This is a genomic window from Pseudoalteromonas sp. SIMBA_162, from assembly GCF_046535955.1.
GTDB lineage: Bacteria > Pseudomonadota > Gammaproteobacteria > Enterobacterales > Alteromonadaceae > Pseudoalteromonas > Pseudoalteromonas marina.
Genome location: NZ_JAWJBQ010000005.1, coordinates 129,573 through 146,721, shown reverse-complemented (window position 1 = coordinate 146,721; position 17,149 = coordinate 129,573). Strand labels below are relative to the sequence as shown.

Sequence of the window (17,149 nt, the reverse complement as noted above, 5' to 3'; positions counted from 1 at the left end):
ACCGGCTGTTAGCAAATCGTCGAGCAGTTCATTAACGCTAACAGTGAAGCAAGGGGAGGGGTCTATGTTATACGACTCGAAATTAGAGAAAGAAAATTGTGGCTTTGGCTTAATTGCCCAAGTTAATGGTCAGGCTAGTCACCGGCTTATTCGTACTGCTATTACTGGGTTGGATCGTATGCAACACCGTGGCGGTATTTCTGCTGATGGTAAAACAGGCGATGGCTGTGGTTTGCTTTTGCAAAAACCTGATAGTTTTTTCCGTGCTATTGCAAGTGAGCATAACTGGCACCTTGGTAAAAACTATGCAGTAGGCATGATCTTTTTAAATTCAGATCCTGTTTTAGCACAAGCTGCAAAGGAAATTCTTAGCGAAGAATTAGAAAAAGAAACGCTAAATATTTTAGGCTGGCGCGAAGTGCCTACCGACCCATCAATGCTAGGTCCAATTGCTGTGCAGCAATTACCGGGCTTTGAGCAAATTTTTGTAAGCGCACCTGAAGGTTGGCGTTCAAAAGATTTAGAACGTCGCTTATACGTAGCGCGCCGTCGTGCTGAAAAACGTTTAGCAGACGATGAATCATTTTACATTGCAAGTTTATCTGGATTAGTGACTATCTATAAAGGCCTTATGATGCCTGCAGATTTGCCTAATTTTTATTTAGACTTAGCTGACATTCGTATGACCAGCGCAATTTGTGTTTTTCATCAGCGCTTTTCAACAAACACACAGCCTCGTTGGCCACTTGCTCAACCTTTCCGCTATTTAGCGCACAATGGTGAAATTAACACCATTGAGGGTAACCGTCAGTGGGCTCGTGCTCGCTCGTATAAATTTTCGTCTCCACTTATTCCAGACTTACAAAGCGCAGCGCCGTTTGTTAATGAAACAGGCTCAGATTCGTCAAGCCTTGATAACATGCTAGAACTATTTTTAGCCGGTGGCATGGATTTATTCCGTGCTATGCGCATGCTGGTACCGCCTGCATGGCAAAAAAACCGCGCTATGGATGACGATTTACGTGCATTTTATGACTTTAACTCCATGCATATGGAACCATGGGACGGTCCTGCGGGGATTGTTATGTCAGATGGCCGTTTTGCAGCCTGTAATTTAGACCGAAATGGTCTTCGTCCTGCGCGTTATGTAATCACACAAGATGGTTTTATAACCCTTGCTTCTGAAGTCGGTATTTGGGATTACACCGCCGATGAAGTGGTTGAAAAAGGCCGAGTGGGCCCGGGTGAGCTTTTAGTAATTGATACCAAATTGGGGAAAATTTGGCATTCAGATGAAATAGATCAAGATTTAAAATCTCGCCATCCTTATAAGTCGTGGCTCGAAGAAAATGTTAAGCGCTTGACTCCCTTTGAAGAATTAAAAGAGCAAGATGCAGGCAATCGTTCATTTGACGATGAAACGTTAGCTAAATATCAAAAAATGTTTGGTTATACCAATGAAGAGTTGGATAGCGTTATTCGTGTAATGGGTGAAAACGGGCAAGAAGCAACAGGCTCAATGGGTGATGACACTCCGTTTGCTGTGTTAAGCGAAGGACATCGTTCACTATACGATTATTTCCGTCAAAAGTTTGCACAAGTCACTAACCCGCCAATTGATCCTCTTCGCGAAAATCATGTTATGTCTTTGGCTACGTGTATTGGTAGCGAACAAAATGTGTTTAACGAAACTACAGGCCACGCTAAGCGCTTGCAATTCGATACACCTATTTTAATGTATGCAGACATGCAGCAGCTACTAAATGCAGATGAAGCGCATTACAGCTATTGTAAGATTGATATTACTTACACTGTTGAAGAAGGTTTAGAAAACGCAGTTAAACGCATTTGCGATAAAGCAAAAGAGAAAGCAGCTGCTGGCTCTATCATGCTTATTTTAACTGACCGTAATTTTGACGATGTAAACCTACCTATCCCTGCGGCTATGGCTGTAGGTGCAGTGCAAAAGTGTTTGGTTGATAACAATTTACGTTGTGAATCAAACATCATTATCGAAACGGGTAGCGTAAGAGACCCTCATCAATTTGCAGTGTTACTTGGTTTTGGCGCAACAGCTATTTACCCATACCTAGCGTATGAATCGTTAGTCGCGATGAGTGACAGTAAAATCATCGATAAATCTTACTGCGAGGTAACCCTTGCTTATCGTAAAGCGGTAAACAAAGGTTTATACAAAATAATGTCGAAAATGGGCATTAGTACAGTCGCTTCTTACCGCTGCTCAATGTTATTTGAGGCGGTGGGTTTATCAGATGCTGTTGTTGATATGTGTTTTAAAGGTGTGGCTAGCCGCATTAAAGGCGCATGTTTTACAGACTTTGATGACGATCAACAAAGCTTACACAAGCTTGCTTTAAGTAAACGTAAGTTACTTAGCCATGGCGGTTTATTTAAATATGTACATGGTGGTGAGTACCATGCATACAACCCAGATGTGATCCAAACACTGCAGGTAGCAGTTCGCTCTGGTGAATATAGAGATTACAACGAGTATGCAAAGCTTGTTAATAATCGACCTATTTCAACATTACGCGATATGCTGGCACTTAAATTACCAGAAAATGGAATTAGTATTGATGATGTAGAGCCTGCAGAAGCGCTTTACAAACGTTTTGACTCAGCTGCAATGAGTATTGGTGCTTTATCGCCAGAGGCTCATGAAGCACTCGCAATTGCGATGAACCGCCTAGGTGGTTGTTCAAATTCAGGTGAAGGTGGTGAAGATAAACTTCGTTACGGCACAGAGAAAAACTCACGTATTAAGCAAGTAGCTTCAGGTCGATTTGGTGTTACACCGCATTATTTACGTAGCGCAGATGTAATTCAAATTAAAGTAGCGCAGGGTGCAAAACCAGGTGAAGGCGGGCAACTTCCGGGTGAAAAAGTAACACCTTACATTGCTAAACTTCGCTATTCGGTACCTGGCGTGACGTTAATTTCACCGCCACCACATCATGATATTTATTCTATTGAGGATCTTGCTCAGCTAATTTTCGACTTAAAGCAAGTAAATCCAAAAGCACTTGTATCAGTAAAACTAGTGTCTGAACCAGGTGTTGGCACGATAGCAACGGGTGTAGCTAAAGCATATGCTGATTTAATTACTATATCGGGTTACGACGGCGGCACAGGCGCAAGCCCGCTTACGTCTGTAAAATATGCAGGCAGTCCATGGGAACTAGGTCTAGCTGAAACACAACAAGCCCTTGTAGAAAATGGCCTTCGTCATCGTATTCGTTTGCAAACAGATGGTGGTTTAAAAACAGGTTTAGATATTATTAAAGCTGCTATTTTAGGTGCTGAGAGCTTTGGTTTTGGTACAGGCCCTATGGTGGCATTAGGGTGTAAATATCTACGTATTTGTCATCTAAATAACTGTGCAACCGGTGTTGCAACGCAAGACGAAACACTTCGTCAAAAGCATTACCATGGCTTACCTGAAATGGCGATGAACTACTTTAAGTTTATTGCACAAGAAGCGCGTGAAATCATGGCAAGCCTAGGTGTTGCAAACTTAACAGATTTAATTGGTCGTCTTGATTTACTTGAAGCAATTGAGGGCAAAACAGCCAAACAGAAAAAGATAGATTTATCTTCTGTTATTGCGCAGCCAAACAATCCAACAGGCGAAACGTTATTTTGTAGCGCGCCAAATAGCTCACATTATTTAGGCAAGCTTAACGAAAGCCTATTAGGAAAAGCGCAAGAAGCGATAGATGCTTCAAGTGGTATTTCACTTGTTAGCCGAATTTGTAATACAGACCGTTCAGTTGGTGCAATGTTATCTGGCTACATCGCTGATAAACATGGAAATCAGGGTATGGCGGCTGACCCGGTAGCAATCGAGCTCCATGGCACGGCTGGTCAATCGTTTGGTGTTTGGAACGCAGGTGGCCTTGAAATGACCCTCGTTGGTGACGCTAATGACTACGTTGGTAAAGGCATGGCTGGTGGCAAGTTAGTTATTCGTCCGCCAGTGGGTTCATCATTTGAAAGTCATAAAGCAACGATTATTGGTAATACCTGTTTATACGGTGCAACGGGCGGTAAATTGTTTGCTGCAGGGTGCGCAGGTGAGCGCTTTGCAGTTCGTAATTCAGGCGTGCAAGCAGTTGTTGAAGGCGTTGGCGATAATGGCTGTGAATACATGACCGGTGGTGTTGTGTGTGTGCTTGGTAATGTAGGTGTTAACTTTGGGGCGGGTATGACCGGTGGTTTTGCCTACGTTTTAGATGAGCGAAACGACTTTGAAAAACGCATAAATCCAGAGCTTGTTGAAGTTGTGACATTAGAAGCGTTAACGTCACACCAAGAGCACCTACGTGGATTAATTGCTGAGCATTTAGAGCTAACAGGCTCATGCAGAGCAGAAAGTATTTTAGCTAATTTTGAGCTCTACTTACCTATGTTTAAATTAGTAAAACCTAAATCAAGTGACGTAAAAAGTTTACTCGGGCACCGCGCCCGTAGTAGTGCCGAACTACGTGTTCAGGCGCAATAAGGGGGCAGTATGAGCGAAAATGTATATCAATTTATAGACGTGCAGCGTGTAGATCCACGCAAAAAGCCAATTTCGTCACGTAAAAAATCATTTGTAGAAATTTACGAACCCTTTTCAGAAAATCAGGTTAACTCTCAAGCGGATCGTTGCTTGGATTGTGGTAACCCATACTGTGAATGGAAATGTCCGGTACATAATTACATTCCACAGTGGCTTAAACTAATTCGCACAGGGCGTATATTAGAAGCTGCGGAGCTTTCTCATCGAACAAACAGTTTGCCTGAAGTATGTGGCCGTGTTTGTCCTCAAGATCGGTTGTGTGAAGGCTCATGTACGCTCGATGAAGAGTTTGGCGCGGTAACGATAGGTAACATTGAAAAATATATTACCGATACCGCGTTTAAAATGGGCTGGAAGCCAGACATGTCTTACGTAACATGGACTGACAAAAAAGTAGCTATCATTGGTGCAGGGCCCGCGGGCTTGGGTTGTGCGGATATTTTAGTTCGAAATGGTGTTAAGCCTGTTGTGTTTGACCGTCACCCAGAAATTGGTGGATTACTCACATTTGGTATTCCTTCTTTCAAACTAGAGAAAGAAGTGATGCAAAAACGCCGTGAGATTTTCACTGAAATGGGCGTAGAATTTAAGCTGAATGTTGAAGTAGGTGTAGATATCACTATGGATGATATTTTAGCCGACTATGATGCAGTATTTTTGGGCGTGGGTACGTATCAGAGTATGCGTGCTGGGCTTGAAAATGAAGATGCACCGGGTGTTCACGATGCGCTGCCGTTTTTAATCGGTAACACTAACCGAGTTATGGGTTATGACGAAGCGAATCAAGCTTATATTGATATGGCGAATCAGAAGGTCGTTGTATTAGGTGGTGGTGATACTGCGATGGACTGTGTACGAACGTCTATACGACAGGGTGCTGCAAAAGTAACGTGTGCGTACCGCCGTGATGAAGAAAATATGCCAGGCTCTAAGCGTGAAGTAAAAAATGCCAAAGAAGAAGGGGTTATATTTACATATAACGTTCAACCTAAAGGCATTGTGCTAGACGCTAACGGCCATGTTGCAGGCGTAAAAATGGTTAAAACTAAGCTGGGTGAGCCAGATGCGAATGGTCGTAGCCGCGCAGAAGAGGTCGCCGGTTCAGAGCATGTTATTGAAGCAACACAAGTAATAATGGCGTTTGGTTTCAAGCCACACAAAATGGACTGGTTAGAAAAGTATGACGTAGAAATAAACCACTGGGGCGGTATTAACGCACCAGAGCAAGGTGAATTTACACATCAAACAACTAACCCTAAAATATTTGCTGGTGGCGATATAGTGCGTGGTTCGGATTTAGTAGTAACCGCTATTTTTGAAGGCCGTAACGCAGCTGAAGGTATTATGGATTATTTAAAAGTTTAATTTAATATTTTCAGAAATCGACAATTTAAAAGCAAGCCAAGTGGCTTGCTTTTTTGTGTTTGAAAAGAATTAGCTTCCATTTATTTTTAACCATTTTAATTTCGATGATAATTTGGTCGTATTACCAAGCTACAGTCATGAATAGTTTTAGGATTCATAAAGTTAAAACTTTCTAAAAAAGGTACTAGTATTAATTTTACATCAGTCATACTTTAATCTTGATTTAACTGCTGAAAAAGGGGAGTATTGAGTGTTACTCAGAAAAATTGGTGATAACTTTGCTGAAAATTAACTCAATAATATAAGAAAAATCGCGCTTATTATGCATGAACATTTAAATAATCCAGAAAGAAAACTGATAGTTAGGTTCTTCTCATCAATAGGCTTTATAGCAACCTTGGTGATGGGCTGCATTGCATTGACTAGCAGCGATTATTTTTTATTTTTTACTTTAATATGTTCTTCGCTAATTTACGCATGGGCGCTTAGTGCTTATAAGAACGTTGAAAAGTCAGCCAGTGCTATCCTTTATAACCTCTATGCATTGATGATTTACCTTGTTTTAACTGGCGGCGCGCAGGGAACAGGTCCGATTTGGATATTCATAGTTTCGCCAGTCACATTTTCAATTAGAGGCTTAAAGCGCGGTATCGTTGATATTGTTTTGTTTTTATTAGCGGTTATATTAGCTTTTTATTGTGCGCATACCTTTAGTATTTATAACTATCAACCGGATCAATTTCCCTATCGAGTTATATTTTCATTTATTATTGTCGCAATGTTGAGTGGCTTTTATGAAAACTCAAGGGAAAAATACAATCAAAAAATATTAGCACTGAGTAAAAAAAATGAACTGTTGGCGACTATTGACCCTTTAACGGGGTTACCAAACAGACGCTTTACAATGAATAAGCTTAGTGAATTTAAATTAGCGCTCACGAAGGAGCAAACACCGTTTGTACTTATTTTGTGCGATGTAGACAACTTTAAAAAAGTTAACGACGAGTACGGGCATAGTTTTGGTGATGAAGCGCTCATACACTTAGCTAATATTTTAAAGCAACATATTCCTAATAATGCCGTTGCATCACGCTGGGGCGGGGAAGAGTTTTTGATTGCAATTCCTAATGTATTTAACGCAAAGGGCGTAGAGATTTCAAATAAAATACATGCCGCGCTAAAACAATTTCCGGTTAATACATCTTTTGCGAGCTTAAGCTTAACGATTAGTATGGGGGTTGTTCAATCCCATGAAAGCGATTCTATAGACATTGATATCAAGCGCGCAGATGAATTGCTTTATAAAGCTAAAGAGCAAGGTAAAAATAAGACTTGCTCAGAGTAGTTTTATTATTCCATTGAGAACGAATCAAGTGTTGATTTAACTTTAGCAATACGTCTTTTTAAACTCATGTAACAAAATACATTACACAGTATTTGGGTGAGCAAAACACATGTATAACTAAAAATTAAATTATTCGAATTACCATCCTGGTAACTCATTAAATTGTAAACACTAAGAATCAGCTGAACGAATAACGTTACATTTAAAAAGCTCATTAAGTGTTTCTTAAATTGTGTGTGTTTATATCGGCTAAATAAAGTTAACAATATACTAATTAAAACCAGTAGCCAGCTTACAATAATAAGAATTAAAGCAGTATTAGTAATCATATAAAGGCCTTGCTGAAAATTGAAACCCTAGTTGGTTATTAATTAAACCTAAATTACACATGCGCTTTTTATTAACTCTTTTGCGTTTGCTTTTGCTGTTTTACTAACATTGTCGCCGCCAAGCAACCTTGCTATTTCGTCTACTCTACCATCTTTTGTTAGTGCCAGCATATTGGTAAAGGTTTCACCTTTAGCAATTTCTTTTGCTACAAAAAATTGCTGATGCGCACTACTTGCAACCTGCGGCAAATGGGTAACACAGATCACCTGAGTCGATTTACCAAGTTGCCTTAATAACTTTCCAACAGCAGAGGCTGTAGGTCCAGAAATACCTACGTCTACTTCATCAAATATCAATGTTGGTGTTGTTACTTTTTGGGCAATAATAACCTGAATAGCTAAGCTAATACGCGAAAGCTCACCACCAGACGCCACCTTAGCCAAAGGCTGAAGGGGCTGCCCTGGGTTGGTCGATACTAAAAACGAAACGCTATCATGCCCTAAAAGATTGGGGGCGCGCTCAGGATCTTCAGTAAGCGATATTTCAAATACACCATTTTCCATGGATAAATTTGCCATACTTTCGCTTATTAAGGTGTTTAAGGTATTAGCATAACTTCTGCGGCTAATACTTAGCGCTTCACTTGCTTGCTTGTAGTCAAGCAATGCATCGTTTATTTCAGAGTCAAGTTGCTCCAAACGCGAACTATTATTACTAATTGACTCGAGTTCTTTTGAAATTGACTGATGAAATTCAACTAATGATTGCGGTTTTATATGGTGCTTACGAGCTAAGTCCATTGCGCCACTTAACCTATTTTCTATCTCTGTTAAACGGGCTGGGTCTAAATCAACTTGTTCCGTATAATTGCGAATTTCTCGGCTAGCTTCTTCTACTTGAACAGCAGCTTCTTCTAGCATTGCTGCCACACTTGCTAAGCTTTCATCATATTGTGCTAAATCTGCAAATTGCTGTGCGCTGTGCTGTAAAACAGAACACGCGCTTTGTTCTTCACCTTCATATAGGTATTGCAGCTCTTTTTGACATGACTCTAAAATGGTTTGGCTATTACTTAGCTTGTAATGTTCGACTTCAATTTGTTCAAACTCACCGTCTTGTAACGCAAACTCGTCAAGTTCTGCCACTTGGTATTCTAGTAGCTGTTTTTGAGCGGCTTGTTGTAATTGCTGTTGCTCAAGCTGTTTAAATTCTTTTTGAAGGTTGGCGAATTGTTTATAACTTTCAGTTACTTTTACAACCAAGTCTTGATGGCCAGCATATGCATCAAGTAGTTGTAATTGATGTTCAGCTTTTAAAAGGTGTTGATGAGCGTGTTGTCCATGTATAGAAATTAAATACTGGCCAAGTTCTTTGAGCTGAGATGCAGTTACTGAGCTGCCATTAATGTAGCTTTTACTGCGACCATTTTTGCAAACAACGCGTCTAAGTAAGCAATCATTATCAGTACTGGTCAGAAAATGTTGCTCTAAAAAAGCCTGAGCGAGCGGGAGTGCGCTTATATCAAATTGAGCACATACTTCAGCTTTGTCTGCAGAAGGTCTTACAGCAGAGGCTTCAGCGCGCTCGCCTAAACACAATGAAAGTGCATCAATGGCAATCGATTTACCCGCGCCGGTTTCACCCGTGATCGCCGTCATGCCGTTATGCCATTCAGTGCTTAAGTTACTTACAATTGCAAAGTTTTTAATTTCTAAACCAACTAACATACTGTTTATCCATCCAGTTAATTAACTGGTAATTTATACAGTGTTTAGCTTTTTTGCAAATTAAATTTTTATTATTTAGGCAATATTAACATGTTGATTGAGTTGGTTGTTTGGGTCTTGATTTTCTGGGATGTATTCATTTTCTTCATTATCAAGGGGTTGTAGCAAGTCGTTGGTTTTAATTAATTCGATAAGGTTTGGTAACGCCTCTGAGTAAAACGTTTTGTTATACGAGATACCTTGCTGTGGAAGTTCAGACACAAAATACTGGATATTTTCTTCCAAGCTTTGGCCACTGCCTATTTGGTTCGCTTTAGTCAATTCGTTAGATAAAGTATTGATTAATAGATCAGATACATCTTCAAGGGTTTGTAAATTCTCGTCAGTATGCTTTTGAACTACAAAAAAGTTGGAAACGATTGCTTGAATTCGAGGTGCGTATTTAGGGCGAAGAATTTTCGCTTCTACTAGCTCATTTAATTTTGACTTTAGACGGGCGCCAACTTGTGATACACGTTCGTTAAATTGCTTTTTTTGAGCTTCAATTGCTTTGCGACGATTGCTTTCTATTTTTAAGTAGGTTGCTAGAAGTGTAATTAACAGTAGCAAGGCAAAAAAAACGACATATGTCATTGCTATTTGTTCCTAAAAATTGGTGTATTATTGTTGTAATCTGCATTTTGCGCTAAAGACAACGCTTTAGCAATAAAATTAGTATAAACGACTGCCCCAATTTAATTTCGTACGTAAAACGTTGTAGTAAGAGTAGTTTTTTGGATGAATTAACCGCAATTTTTTATCTGCTTTTTTAATGACGACTTCATCACCAGGTAAAACGGCAAGCACAACGTGGCTGTCGCAGCTGACTTGCAAGCTGTCTGTATTGTCTAAACTAAGTTTTAGTCTCACTTCGTTATCGGCATCTACCACTAATGGCCTGCTTGATAACGTGTGCGGAAACATAGGCACCAAAGATATTGCATTTAGTTCAGGCGTTAATATTGGACCGCCACCAGAAAGTGAGTAAGCAGTTGACCCTGTTGGCGTAGATACAATTAGCCCATCGGAGCGCTGAGAGAATACAAAGTCGCTATTTATAAAGGCCTCAAACTCAATCATATGAGCCACTTTATCTGCATGTAATACGGCTTCGTTTACCGCTAAGTTGGCACTTTTTAATTCATTGTGACGATAAACTTCTACTTCCAATAAAAAGCGATTTTCTTCAATATACTCACCACTTAAAACATGCTCTAGGCTAGCTTCAAAACCTTCAGGGTTTAAGTCGGTTAAAAAACCAAGGTTACCTCGGTTAACCCCAATTACAGCAATGTTAAAACGAGCAAGCACGCGCGCAGCTCCTAACATGTTTCCGTCACCGCCAACCACAATTGCAAGGTCGGCTTGCTCTCCTAAATCAACCAGTTTAACAAGGTTTTCTTTGGGTACATCGACTAACTGTCCGCCAGTGCGCTTTTCAACAATCACTTCAAAACCAAGTGCCAGTAGAAATGTATGCAAACGCTGCAAAGTGGCAGCCGCTTTTGGGTGGTTTGGTTTGCCAATAAGGCCAATAGTATTGAAAGGAGAGTTCATAATCTGCACACTAAAAATTTTGATGTTTGTAGAGTAACTCAAAAGCAAAGTGTTTGAAAATACAGATTTTACCTAAATGAGTATGATTCAATTTAGTTTAAAATAAATTTGTTTTATATTGTTCAACAAAGGGGAAGTGACTTGAAATAGCAGCAAATGCCCCGATATACCTTTCATGCAACAAGATGTAGATATCATGAAATTAAATCCGCGCGATCAGCAAATATTTTCAGCTGTAATGAACATGTACTGTAACGGTGAGGGATTGCCCGTTCCATCAACAAAAATTGCCAAGCTAAAAAGCATGGCTGTGTGTTCAGCAACCGTTCGTAATGCAATGGCCCGTCTTGAAAAAGTAGGTTTATTGTATTCCCCCCACACTTCTGCTGGACGAGTACCTACAGATGAAGGGTTTAATTATTGGTTTGATGAGTTTTTTCCATTATCAGATATTGCTAGTTACTGGGAGCCAGAGCAAGCACAACTAGTTGAATTGGCACATGGCTTGAGTCAAAAGTATCAGGTATGCTGTTGTGTTGGTTTACCGCAAGTGAGCTCACAGCATGTATTTAGGGTTGAAGTACTTGATTTTGATTCTACCGATTGGCTTATTTTATTGCTCGATCGAGCAGGCCAAAGCCATAACATTTGCATTGATAAACCACATGATGCTTCAGATACGGTTCGTTACCAGTTTGCAACGTGGTTAAATACAGTATTTAGTCAACAAACATTGATGGAAGGCTTGTATAGAATGCAAGCAATGGCAAACACAGCGCCTAAAAACTGTCATGATTCACTTACTCAATGGACACGGCAGCTAAGTCAAAAGTTAGGTTCAGACAATAGTATTGTTGTGGGTGAAAACTACCTTTATAAAAAAATAAATTGTGAGCAAAGCCTAAATATAGGCGTGTCATTTCTAAATTTTGTTGAAGATGCACTGGCATTTAAAAATGGTGTTTCGGTGATCAGCGGTAAAAAACTTCCGTTTAGTGAATGTAACGATCTAATAACCATCAGCGTTCCTTACTTTCAAAACCAAGAATACCAAAGCCGCTTTTGTATAATCTGCCCAAAATCAGCGCAAATAGAACAAATAATCCAAGAATTTAAATTAATTGAGTCATCGAACTCTTGAATCTTTTTATTCAATCCCCATAATTACCGCAATTGAAAAGAATTGGAGCATGTATTTTATGTCTGAGCAGACACAAAACCCAGAGCAAGAAGTAGAACTAAACGAAGAAATTGAACAAATGCAAGCAGATGTAGAAGCAGCCGTGGATGCCGCTGAACAACATGCAGAAGAACAAAGTCCTGAAGCTGAAATTGCGATGCTTTACGCAGAGCTAGAAGCTGCTAAGCAAACTATTGCAGACCAAAAAGACGGTGTGATCCGTGCCGCTGCTGACGTTGACAACATTCGCCGTCGTGCTGCACAAGATGTAGAAAAAGCACACAAATTTGCACTTGAAAAGTTTGCTAACGAATTACTTCCTGTGATTGATAATCTTGAACGCGCTATTGAGTTTTCTGATAAAGAAAACGAAACGTTAAAGCCGTTGCTTGAAGGTATTGATATGACGGTTAAAAGCTTTAACGATGCTGTTGCTAAATTCGGTGTTGAAATTGTTAACCCACAAGGCGAGCAATTTAACCCAGAGTTCCATCAAGCTATGTCAATTCAGCCAAGCAACGATGTAACACCAAACACTGTGCTTGCTGTTATGCAAAAAGGCTACACATTAAATGGACGTTTATTACGCCCGGCAATGGTTATGGTTTCAAAAGCGGCTGATGCTTAATTTAGCCGTTTAACACTTTAAAAATGCCTCAGATTGAGGCATTTTTTTTGTCTTTTTTAAAATGAATTATTTGCACTAATATCGTCATTAGTACAGCGCTAAACATGAGGCTCGAAAACGGCACAGAGCTTTGAGCATGCATAACAGCAAGAATGGGGCCTACCAAGGCACCGCTGCCAAACCTAAGCGTACCAATAACGGCAGTAGCCGTGCCGGTGTTTTTTTCAAACTTCATGAGTATTAACGAATCTGCATTACTGGCAGTGACCCCTAAACTCATCATTAATGGTGCAATTGCTGCCACTATATAATAAAGCGATAAATGTAAAATACTAAAAGTTAAAAGGCACAACCCTGATATAAAACCGCATACCAATCCAACATATAACATTTTGCGTGAACCAATACGCGGCACAATACGCGTATTTAAAAAGTTACCAAACATTAATGCCATCACATTAAAGGCAAATAATATCCCAAACAGTTGCTCCGACACTTTGTATAAGTCTAAATAAATAAAAGGCACTGAGGTTAAAAAGCAAAAAAAGCCAAACGATACAAACATTGAGCTTAAAATATCGGCGCGTGCATCGGTGTTACTCAACACAGTTTTATAACTGTCAAAAAATAAGGCTAACCCTTTTTTTTCACTGGTATGAATAGGTATATCAATTAAATATACTTGCACAAACACAAGTATTATAAAACTGTAAGCTGCTAATACTAAAAATATGGTAGACCAAACAGAAAACCCTAAAATAAAAGAGCCTACAGACGGCGCTATTAATGGTGCAACCATCATGATCATCGATACATACGACATACCTTTTGCCGTATTTTGCTGATAAATATGCCTAATGATTCCTGGCACGACTACCGTAGCAGCAGCACCAGTGAACGCTTGTATTGCCCTTAGTGCCCAAAAAGTATGAATTTCTGTTGTGAATGCTAACGCAGTAGAGGTTAAACCAAATAATGTTAAACCAATTTTAGCCAGTTTCCGGCGGCCAATTTGATCCGCTATAGGGCCAAAAAATAACATGCCCAATGAGTAACCTGCTAAATATATACTTAGCGATATTTGTACATTTGGCATACTAGTTTGTAAATTGTTCGCAATAACCAACATTGCGGGCAAATACATATCAATTGCAAGGGGGGTAATAGCGACAATACTTGCCAATAAAGGTAATAAAATACGGGTATTGAAAGACGTAGACGAGGCGCCCATACATAAACTCAAGGTAACTAAAACAAGGGCTATAGTGTAGCAGGGCATTGTATATGTATAAACGTAGTTTAGCCGGAACGTTACTTACTTCACCGCAAAGTACTTACCTTAAACCAATGATTTTAAACTGGCACTGTGTTTGCTATCCTACTTGCAGTATAAATGACTTAAGGTAATACAATGAAAAAATTGGTATTGGCACTAGTAGCAACGGCTGTTTTAGCAGGGTGTAAAACATCGCCAACAGGGCGTACTCAAATAGCGCTTTATTCGGATCAGCAAATGAGCGAAATGGGTACAGCTAGCTTTGCTGACATGAAAAAAAATCAGCCAATTAATAAAAATCCAAAAATCAATACATATGTAAATTGTATTGCTGAAAAAGTAATTGCCGTTTTACCTAATGAGTATGCGTCTCAAAACTGGGAAGTGGTGGTATTTGAAGATGATTCAGCAAATGCATTTGCTTTGCCTGGCGGTTATATTGGTGTTCATACCGGGTTACTAAAAATAGCGACTAACCAAGATCAAGTCGCCACCGTTTTAGGGCATGAAGTAGGACACGTAATTGCAGAACACTCTAATGAACGTGTATCACAAAGCTCGTTGTTAAGTACGGGAATGCAATTGGGTAGTGTTGCGCTTGAAATGGGTAACGTGCAGTACCGTAATGAAATTATGCAAGGACTCGGATTAGGCGCTCAATATGGTGTGGTTTTACCGTTTAGCCGTTCTCATGAATCTGAGGCCGACACCATTGGTCTTGATTTAATGGCAAAAGCGGGTTTTAACCCAAAAGAGTCGGTTACGCTTTGGGAAAACATGAGTAAAGCGGGAAGCGGTGCAACGCCTGAATTTTTGTCTACCCACCCAGCACCAACGAGTCGTATTAATAATTTGCAGTCGCAAATGACAAAAGCACTAAGTGAGCAAAGTACTGCAAACTCACAAGGAAAAAGGCCACAGTGCTCACTTTAGTTGAGCTCTTAACAGTATAAAGCAGTGGCGTATAGTGTTGATGCGCTAATAAAATAAAACCCCTGAATGTAAATACTTTCAGGGGTTTTATTTTATCGGTTATGTGTATTTATGTGGGTTATTCAGCAGCGAGTGCTTCTTTAAATACAGTTTTAAAGCGCTCAAAGTCTTCTATATGTGGTAAGTGGCCTAAATTATCGAGTTCATATAATTTAGCATTGGGGATAAGCGATACGGCATTTTTGCCTAACTTATCGTATCGACCAAGCTCATAATCTATACCGGTTTTTTTCCAGTTTCGGCCTGGTCCTGTTCTATCACGTGTACCAATAATTAACTCAACTGGCACGGCAAAGTCTTTAAATTCAGTAATAACGGGTTGAGTGAAAATCATATCGTATGTTTTAGCATTAACCCACGCCATGTGAGCTTTATCCGGCCCTTGTATTTGCCCAGTAATAAAGTTTGTTAATGCTGAATACGTAGCGTTCCATTTACCATCGTAATAGTTTTTTTGCTGATATTTTTTTACGCCCTTGGGCGTTTTAGCAAGCTCATTTTTATAAAAGAAGTTGGTGTCTTTGTATTCAACATAATGTAAGTAGTTTTCAAGCCCTATAGGGTTAAGCAAAACCAATTTAATTGTTGTATTGGGATACATTAAAGCAAAGCGACTTGCCAACATGCCGCCCATAGAATGGCCAACTACAATTGTTTGTTTTAAGTTAAGGGAGTCCATTAACGCATGTGTATGGTGGGCAAGCGATGCAAACGAATATTGATAGTTAGTGGGTTTGGATGATTTACCAAAGCCAATTTGATCAGGAATTAATACACCAAAGCCAAGCGATTGTAAGTACTGCGCTGTAGTCGTCCAATAATCAGCATTAAAATTTTTGCCGTGCATTAGTGTCACGGTAGGCATCTTTTCTTTGGTAGGCTTTAGGTAAATATACGCCATCTTTAAAGACTGCTTTTGTGATTCAACGCTAAAGTAATTTACTTTAAAGTCATATTGATAACTGCTTAAAAGGGCATCGTAAGATAGGGACTCTGTATTTACTTCACTACTTGCTAAAGCATTATTAGTGAAAGCTAACAGGGCAGCAAAACACATCACTTTAATTGACATCATTTCATTATTCCTTCAAAGGTAAAGCATGAGGCTTAAAAGAAATACGGCAATAACTAAGTATTTACAGCCATTCAATTAAATACTTTTATGGCATAAAAAAAGGAGCGCTTAATAGGGCTCCAATTTATGTGATTTTAACGCAGTGTAATTGCTTAAAAGGTCCACTCTACATGTATTTGCGGAACTGACTCTGTCACTTCAGTTCCTAGCTTGTTATGCCAGTATTGAAGCTCCATGCCGAGTAGCAACGTATTTTCTTTCATTTCAAAGGCATGACCCATGTCCCATACTAAAATAGGTTGTGCGAGTATCCATGCCTCTACATCGTTTCCAAATTCGTCTTCACGTTCTGCAATGTATTCTGCGTGCCCTTTAAAGCTGAACTTTTGTGAGCCAATAGTAAAAGGGTATTCAAAAGCTACATCAAACATCCAGCTATTTGTTTCTATGGGGGCGCCGCCTTTAGCAACACCTTCGCTGTCGTCAATATAGGCTGTTACTATTGTTTGAAAGAAGTTAAAACCTGGTACATCCCAGTTTAATTTAACACCTGGCAGGTATTTCACCATTTTAGCATCGCCAGCAATATTTATACCGCCAGTAAGGCCAACATCTAATAACGCACCGGTGCCAATTTTTTCACCGCTGAGCGCCGATAAGCTAACAGTTGAATACCATTCGCCGTAAAAATCGCTATCTTGATAGCTGTCAGTTTTATCGTCTTTACTGTAATCAATGAAAAAGAAGTTGTCGCCGTAATCGTAACCCGATGCATGTTGAACTGAGTAAACCGTGGTATCTGACTCTTGCTCAGTAAAAGGGTTTTTTTGGTCGCCATTGTTAATGTGTAATGCTGTGCTGCTCCAATTAGCGGCAAAAGCAGAAGACGATAAAGCAATGGATGTAAGGGTAAAAAAGGAGAGTGTTTTATTTAATTTCATAATTTGTATTTAACTATAACTTGAGTGACACGCGAAAGCGCGCATTATAGCAAAAGTGATTAATATGTAGAGAAATATGTTGCAGCTTGTTTTTAAGCTGCAACAGTGGGG

At 39.7% G+C, this 17,149-nt stretch carries 12 protein-coding genes; 6 read left to right on the top strand and 6 right to left on the bottom strand.

Annotated features, from left to right (window positions below; genetic code table 11):
* The first annotated feature begins 64 nt into the window (after positions 1 to 64).
* The 3 genes from gltB to R0J88_RS05480 all read left to right on the top strand — a co-directional run bounded on the left by gltB (position 65) and on the right by R0J88_RS05480 (position 7,292).
* The gene (gene gltB / locus R0J88_RS05490) at positions 65 to 4,522 is read left to right on the top strand and encodes a glutamate synthase large subunit (RefSeq protein ID WP_039036759.1); all 4,458 of its coding nucleotides are present in this window, start codon (positions 65 to 67) and stop codon (positions 4,520 to 4,522) included.
* A 9-nt stretch (positions 4,523 to 4,531) separates the two neighbouring features.
* On the top strand, positions 4,532 to 5,947 hold the full coding sequence (locus R0J88_RS05485; protein WP_006792417.1) for an FAD-dependent oxidoreductase: 1,416 nt from the start codon (positions 4,532 to 4,534) through the stop codon (positions 5,945 to 5,947).
* Positions 5,948 to 6,269: 322 nt separating this feature from the next.
* Complete coding sequence (locus tag R0J88_RS05480; protein ID WP_410899347.1) at positions 6,270 to 7,292, top strand: GGDEF domain-containing protein; 1,023 nt, start codon at positions 6,270 to 6,272, stop codon at positions 7,290 to 7,292.
* 377 nt (positions 7,293 to 7,669) lie between these two features.
* Here the strand turns inward: R0J88_RS05480 and recN are convergent, their stop codons facing one another.
* The 3 genes from recN to nadK all read right to left on the bottom strand — a co-directional run bounded on the left by recN (position 7,670) and on the right by nadK (position 10,945).
* Positions 7,670 to 9,349 (bottom strand): DNA repair protein RecN, encoded by a 1,680-nt coding sequence (recN, locus tag R0J88_RS05475; protein ID WP_410899346.1) that lies wholly within the window; start codon positions 9,347 to 9,349, stop codon positions 7,670 to 7,672.
* Between the two features lie 75 nt (positions 9,350 to 9,424).
* Positions 9,425 to 9,982 (bottom strand): hypothetical protein, encoded by a 558-nt coding sequence (locus tag R0J88_RS05470; protein ID WP_375276849.1) that lies wholly within the window; start codon positions 9,980 to 9,982, stop codon positions 9,425 to 9,427.
* A 78-nt stretch (positions 9,983 to 10,060) separates the two neighbouring features.
* On the bottom strand, positions 10,061 to 10,945 hold the full coding sequence (gene nadK, locus R0J88_RS05465; RefSeq protein WP_010557611.1) for an NAD(+) kinase: 885 nt from the start codon (positions 10,943 to 10,945) through the stop codon (positions 10,061 to 10,063).
* Between the two features lie 175 nt (positions 10,946 to 11,120).
* On the opposite strand from nadK, the gene R0J88_RS05460 reads away from it, so the two are divergent.
* Together R0J88_RS05460 and grpE are read left to right on the top strand one after the other, a co-directional pair.
* A complete protein-coding gene (locus R0J88_RS05460) occupies positions 11,121 to 12,086 on the top strand; it encodes an HrcA family transcriptional regulator (protein WP_410899345.1) in 966 nt (321 codons plus the stop codon).
* 58 nt (positions 12,087 to 12,144) lie between these two features.
* Complete coding sequence (grpE, locus tag R0J88_RS05455) at positions 12,145 to 12,753, top strand: nucleotide exchange factor GrpE (RefSeq protein ID WP_008132071.1); 609 nt, start codon at positions 12,145 to 12,147, stop codon at positions 12,751 to 12,753.
* A gap of 28 nt (positions 12,754 to 12,781) precedes the next feature.
* Here grpE and R0J88_RS05450 read toward each other — a convergent pair whose 3' ends face one another.
* A complete protein-coding gene (locus R0J88_RS05450; RefSeq protein ID WP_410899344.1) occupies positions 12,782 to 13,984 on the bottom strand; it encodes a Bcr/CflA family efflux MFS transporter in 1,203 nt (400 codons plus the stop codon).
* Positions 13,985 to 14,164: 180 nt separating this feature from the next.
* On the opposite strand from R0J88_RS05450, the gene R0J88_RS05445 reads away from it, so the two are divergent.
* The gene (locus R0J88_RS05445; RefSeq protein WP_277054313.1) at positions 14,165 to 14,962 is read left to right on the top strand and encodes a M48 family metallopeptidase; all 798 of its coding nucleotides are present in this window, start codon (positions 14,165 to 14,167) and stop codon (positions 14,960 to 14,962) included.
* Between the two features lie 118 nt (positions 14,963 to 15,080).
* On the opposite strand, the gene R0J88_RS05440 is transcribed toward R0J88_RS05445, so the two are convergent.
* Positions 15,081 to 16,097, bottom strand: a complete 1,017-nt coding sequence (locus R0J88_RS05440) for an alpha/beta fold hydrolase (RefSeq protein WP_410899343.1) — start codon at positions 16,095 to 16,097, stop codon at positions 15,081 to 15,083.
* Between the two features lie 152 nt (positions 16,098 to 16,249).
* Positions 16,250 to 17,038, bottom strand: a complete 789-nt coding sequence (locus tag R0J88_RS05435; protein ID WP_410899342.1) for a nucleoside-binding protein — start codon at positions 17,036 to 17,038, stop codon at positions 16,250 to 16,252.
* Between the last annotated feature and the right edge of the window lie 111 nt (positions 17,039 to 17,149).

What these genes read in the sequence shown, in the direction of transcription:
- gltB (WP_039036759.1), top strand. Translation starts at nt 65, where the DNA reads ATGTTATACGACTCGAAATTAGAGAAAGAAAATTGTGGCTTTGGCTTA.
- R0J88_RS05485 (WP_006792417.1), top strand. Translation starts at nt 4,532, where the DNA reads ATGAGCGAAAATGTATATCAATTTATAGACGTGCAGCGTGTAGATCCA.
- R0J88_RS05480 (WP_410899347.1), top strand. Translation starts at nt 6,270, where the DNA reads ATGCATGAACATTTAAATAATCCAGAAAGAAAACTGATAGTTAGGTTC.
- recN (WP_410899346.1), bottom strand. Translation starts at nt 9,349, where the DNA reads ATGTTAGTTGGTTTAGAAATTAAAAACTTTGCAATTGTAAGTAACTTA.
- R0J88_RS05470 (WP_375276849.1), bottom strand. Translation starts at nt 9,982, where the DNA reads ATGACATATGTCGTTTTTTTTGCCTTGCTACTGTTAATTACACTTCTA.
- nadK (WP_010557611.1), bottom strand. Translation starts at nt 10,945, where the DNA reads ATGAACTCTCCTTTCAATACTATTGGCCTTATTGGCAAACCAAACCAC.
- R0J88_RS05460 (WP_410899345.1), top strand. Translation starts at nt 11,121, where the DNA reads ATGCAACAAGATGTAGATATCATGAAATTAAATCCGCGCGATCAGCAA.
- grpE (WP_008132071.1), top strand. Translation starts at nt 12,145, where the DNA reads ATGTCTGAGCAGACACAAAACCCAGAGCAAGAAGTAGAACTAAACGAA.
- R0J88_RS05450 (WP_410899344.1), bottom strand. Translation starts at nt 13,984, where the DNA reads ATGGGCGCCTCGTCTACGTCTTTCAATACCCGTATTTTATTACCTTTA.
- R0J88_RS05445 (WP_277054313.1), top strand. Translation starts at nt 14,165, where the DNA reads ATGAAAAAATTGGTATTGGCACTAGTAGCAACGGCTGTTTTAGCAGGG.
- R0J88_RS05440 (WP_410899343.1), bottom strand. Translation starts at nt 16,097, where the DNA reads ATGATGTCAATTAAAGTGATGTGTTTTGCTGCCCTGTTAGCTTTCACT.
- R0J88_RS05435 (WP_410899342.1), bottom strand. Translation starts at nt 17,038, where the DNA reads ATGAAATTAAATAAAACACTCTCCTTTTTTACCCTTACATCCATTGCT.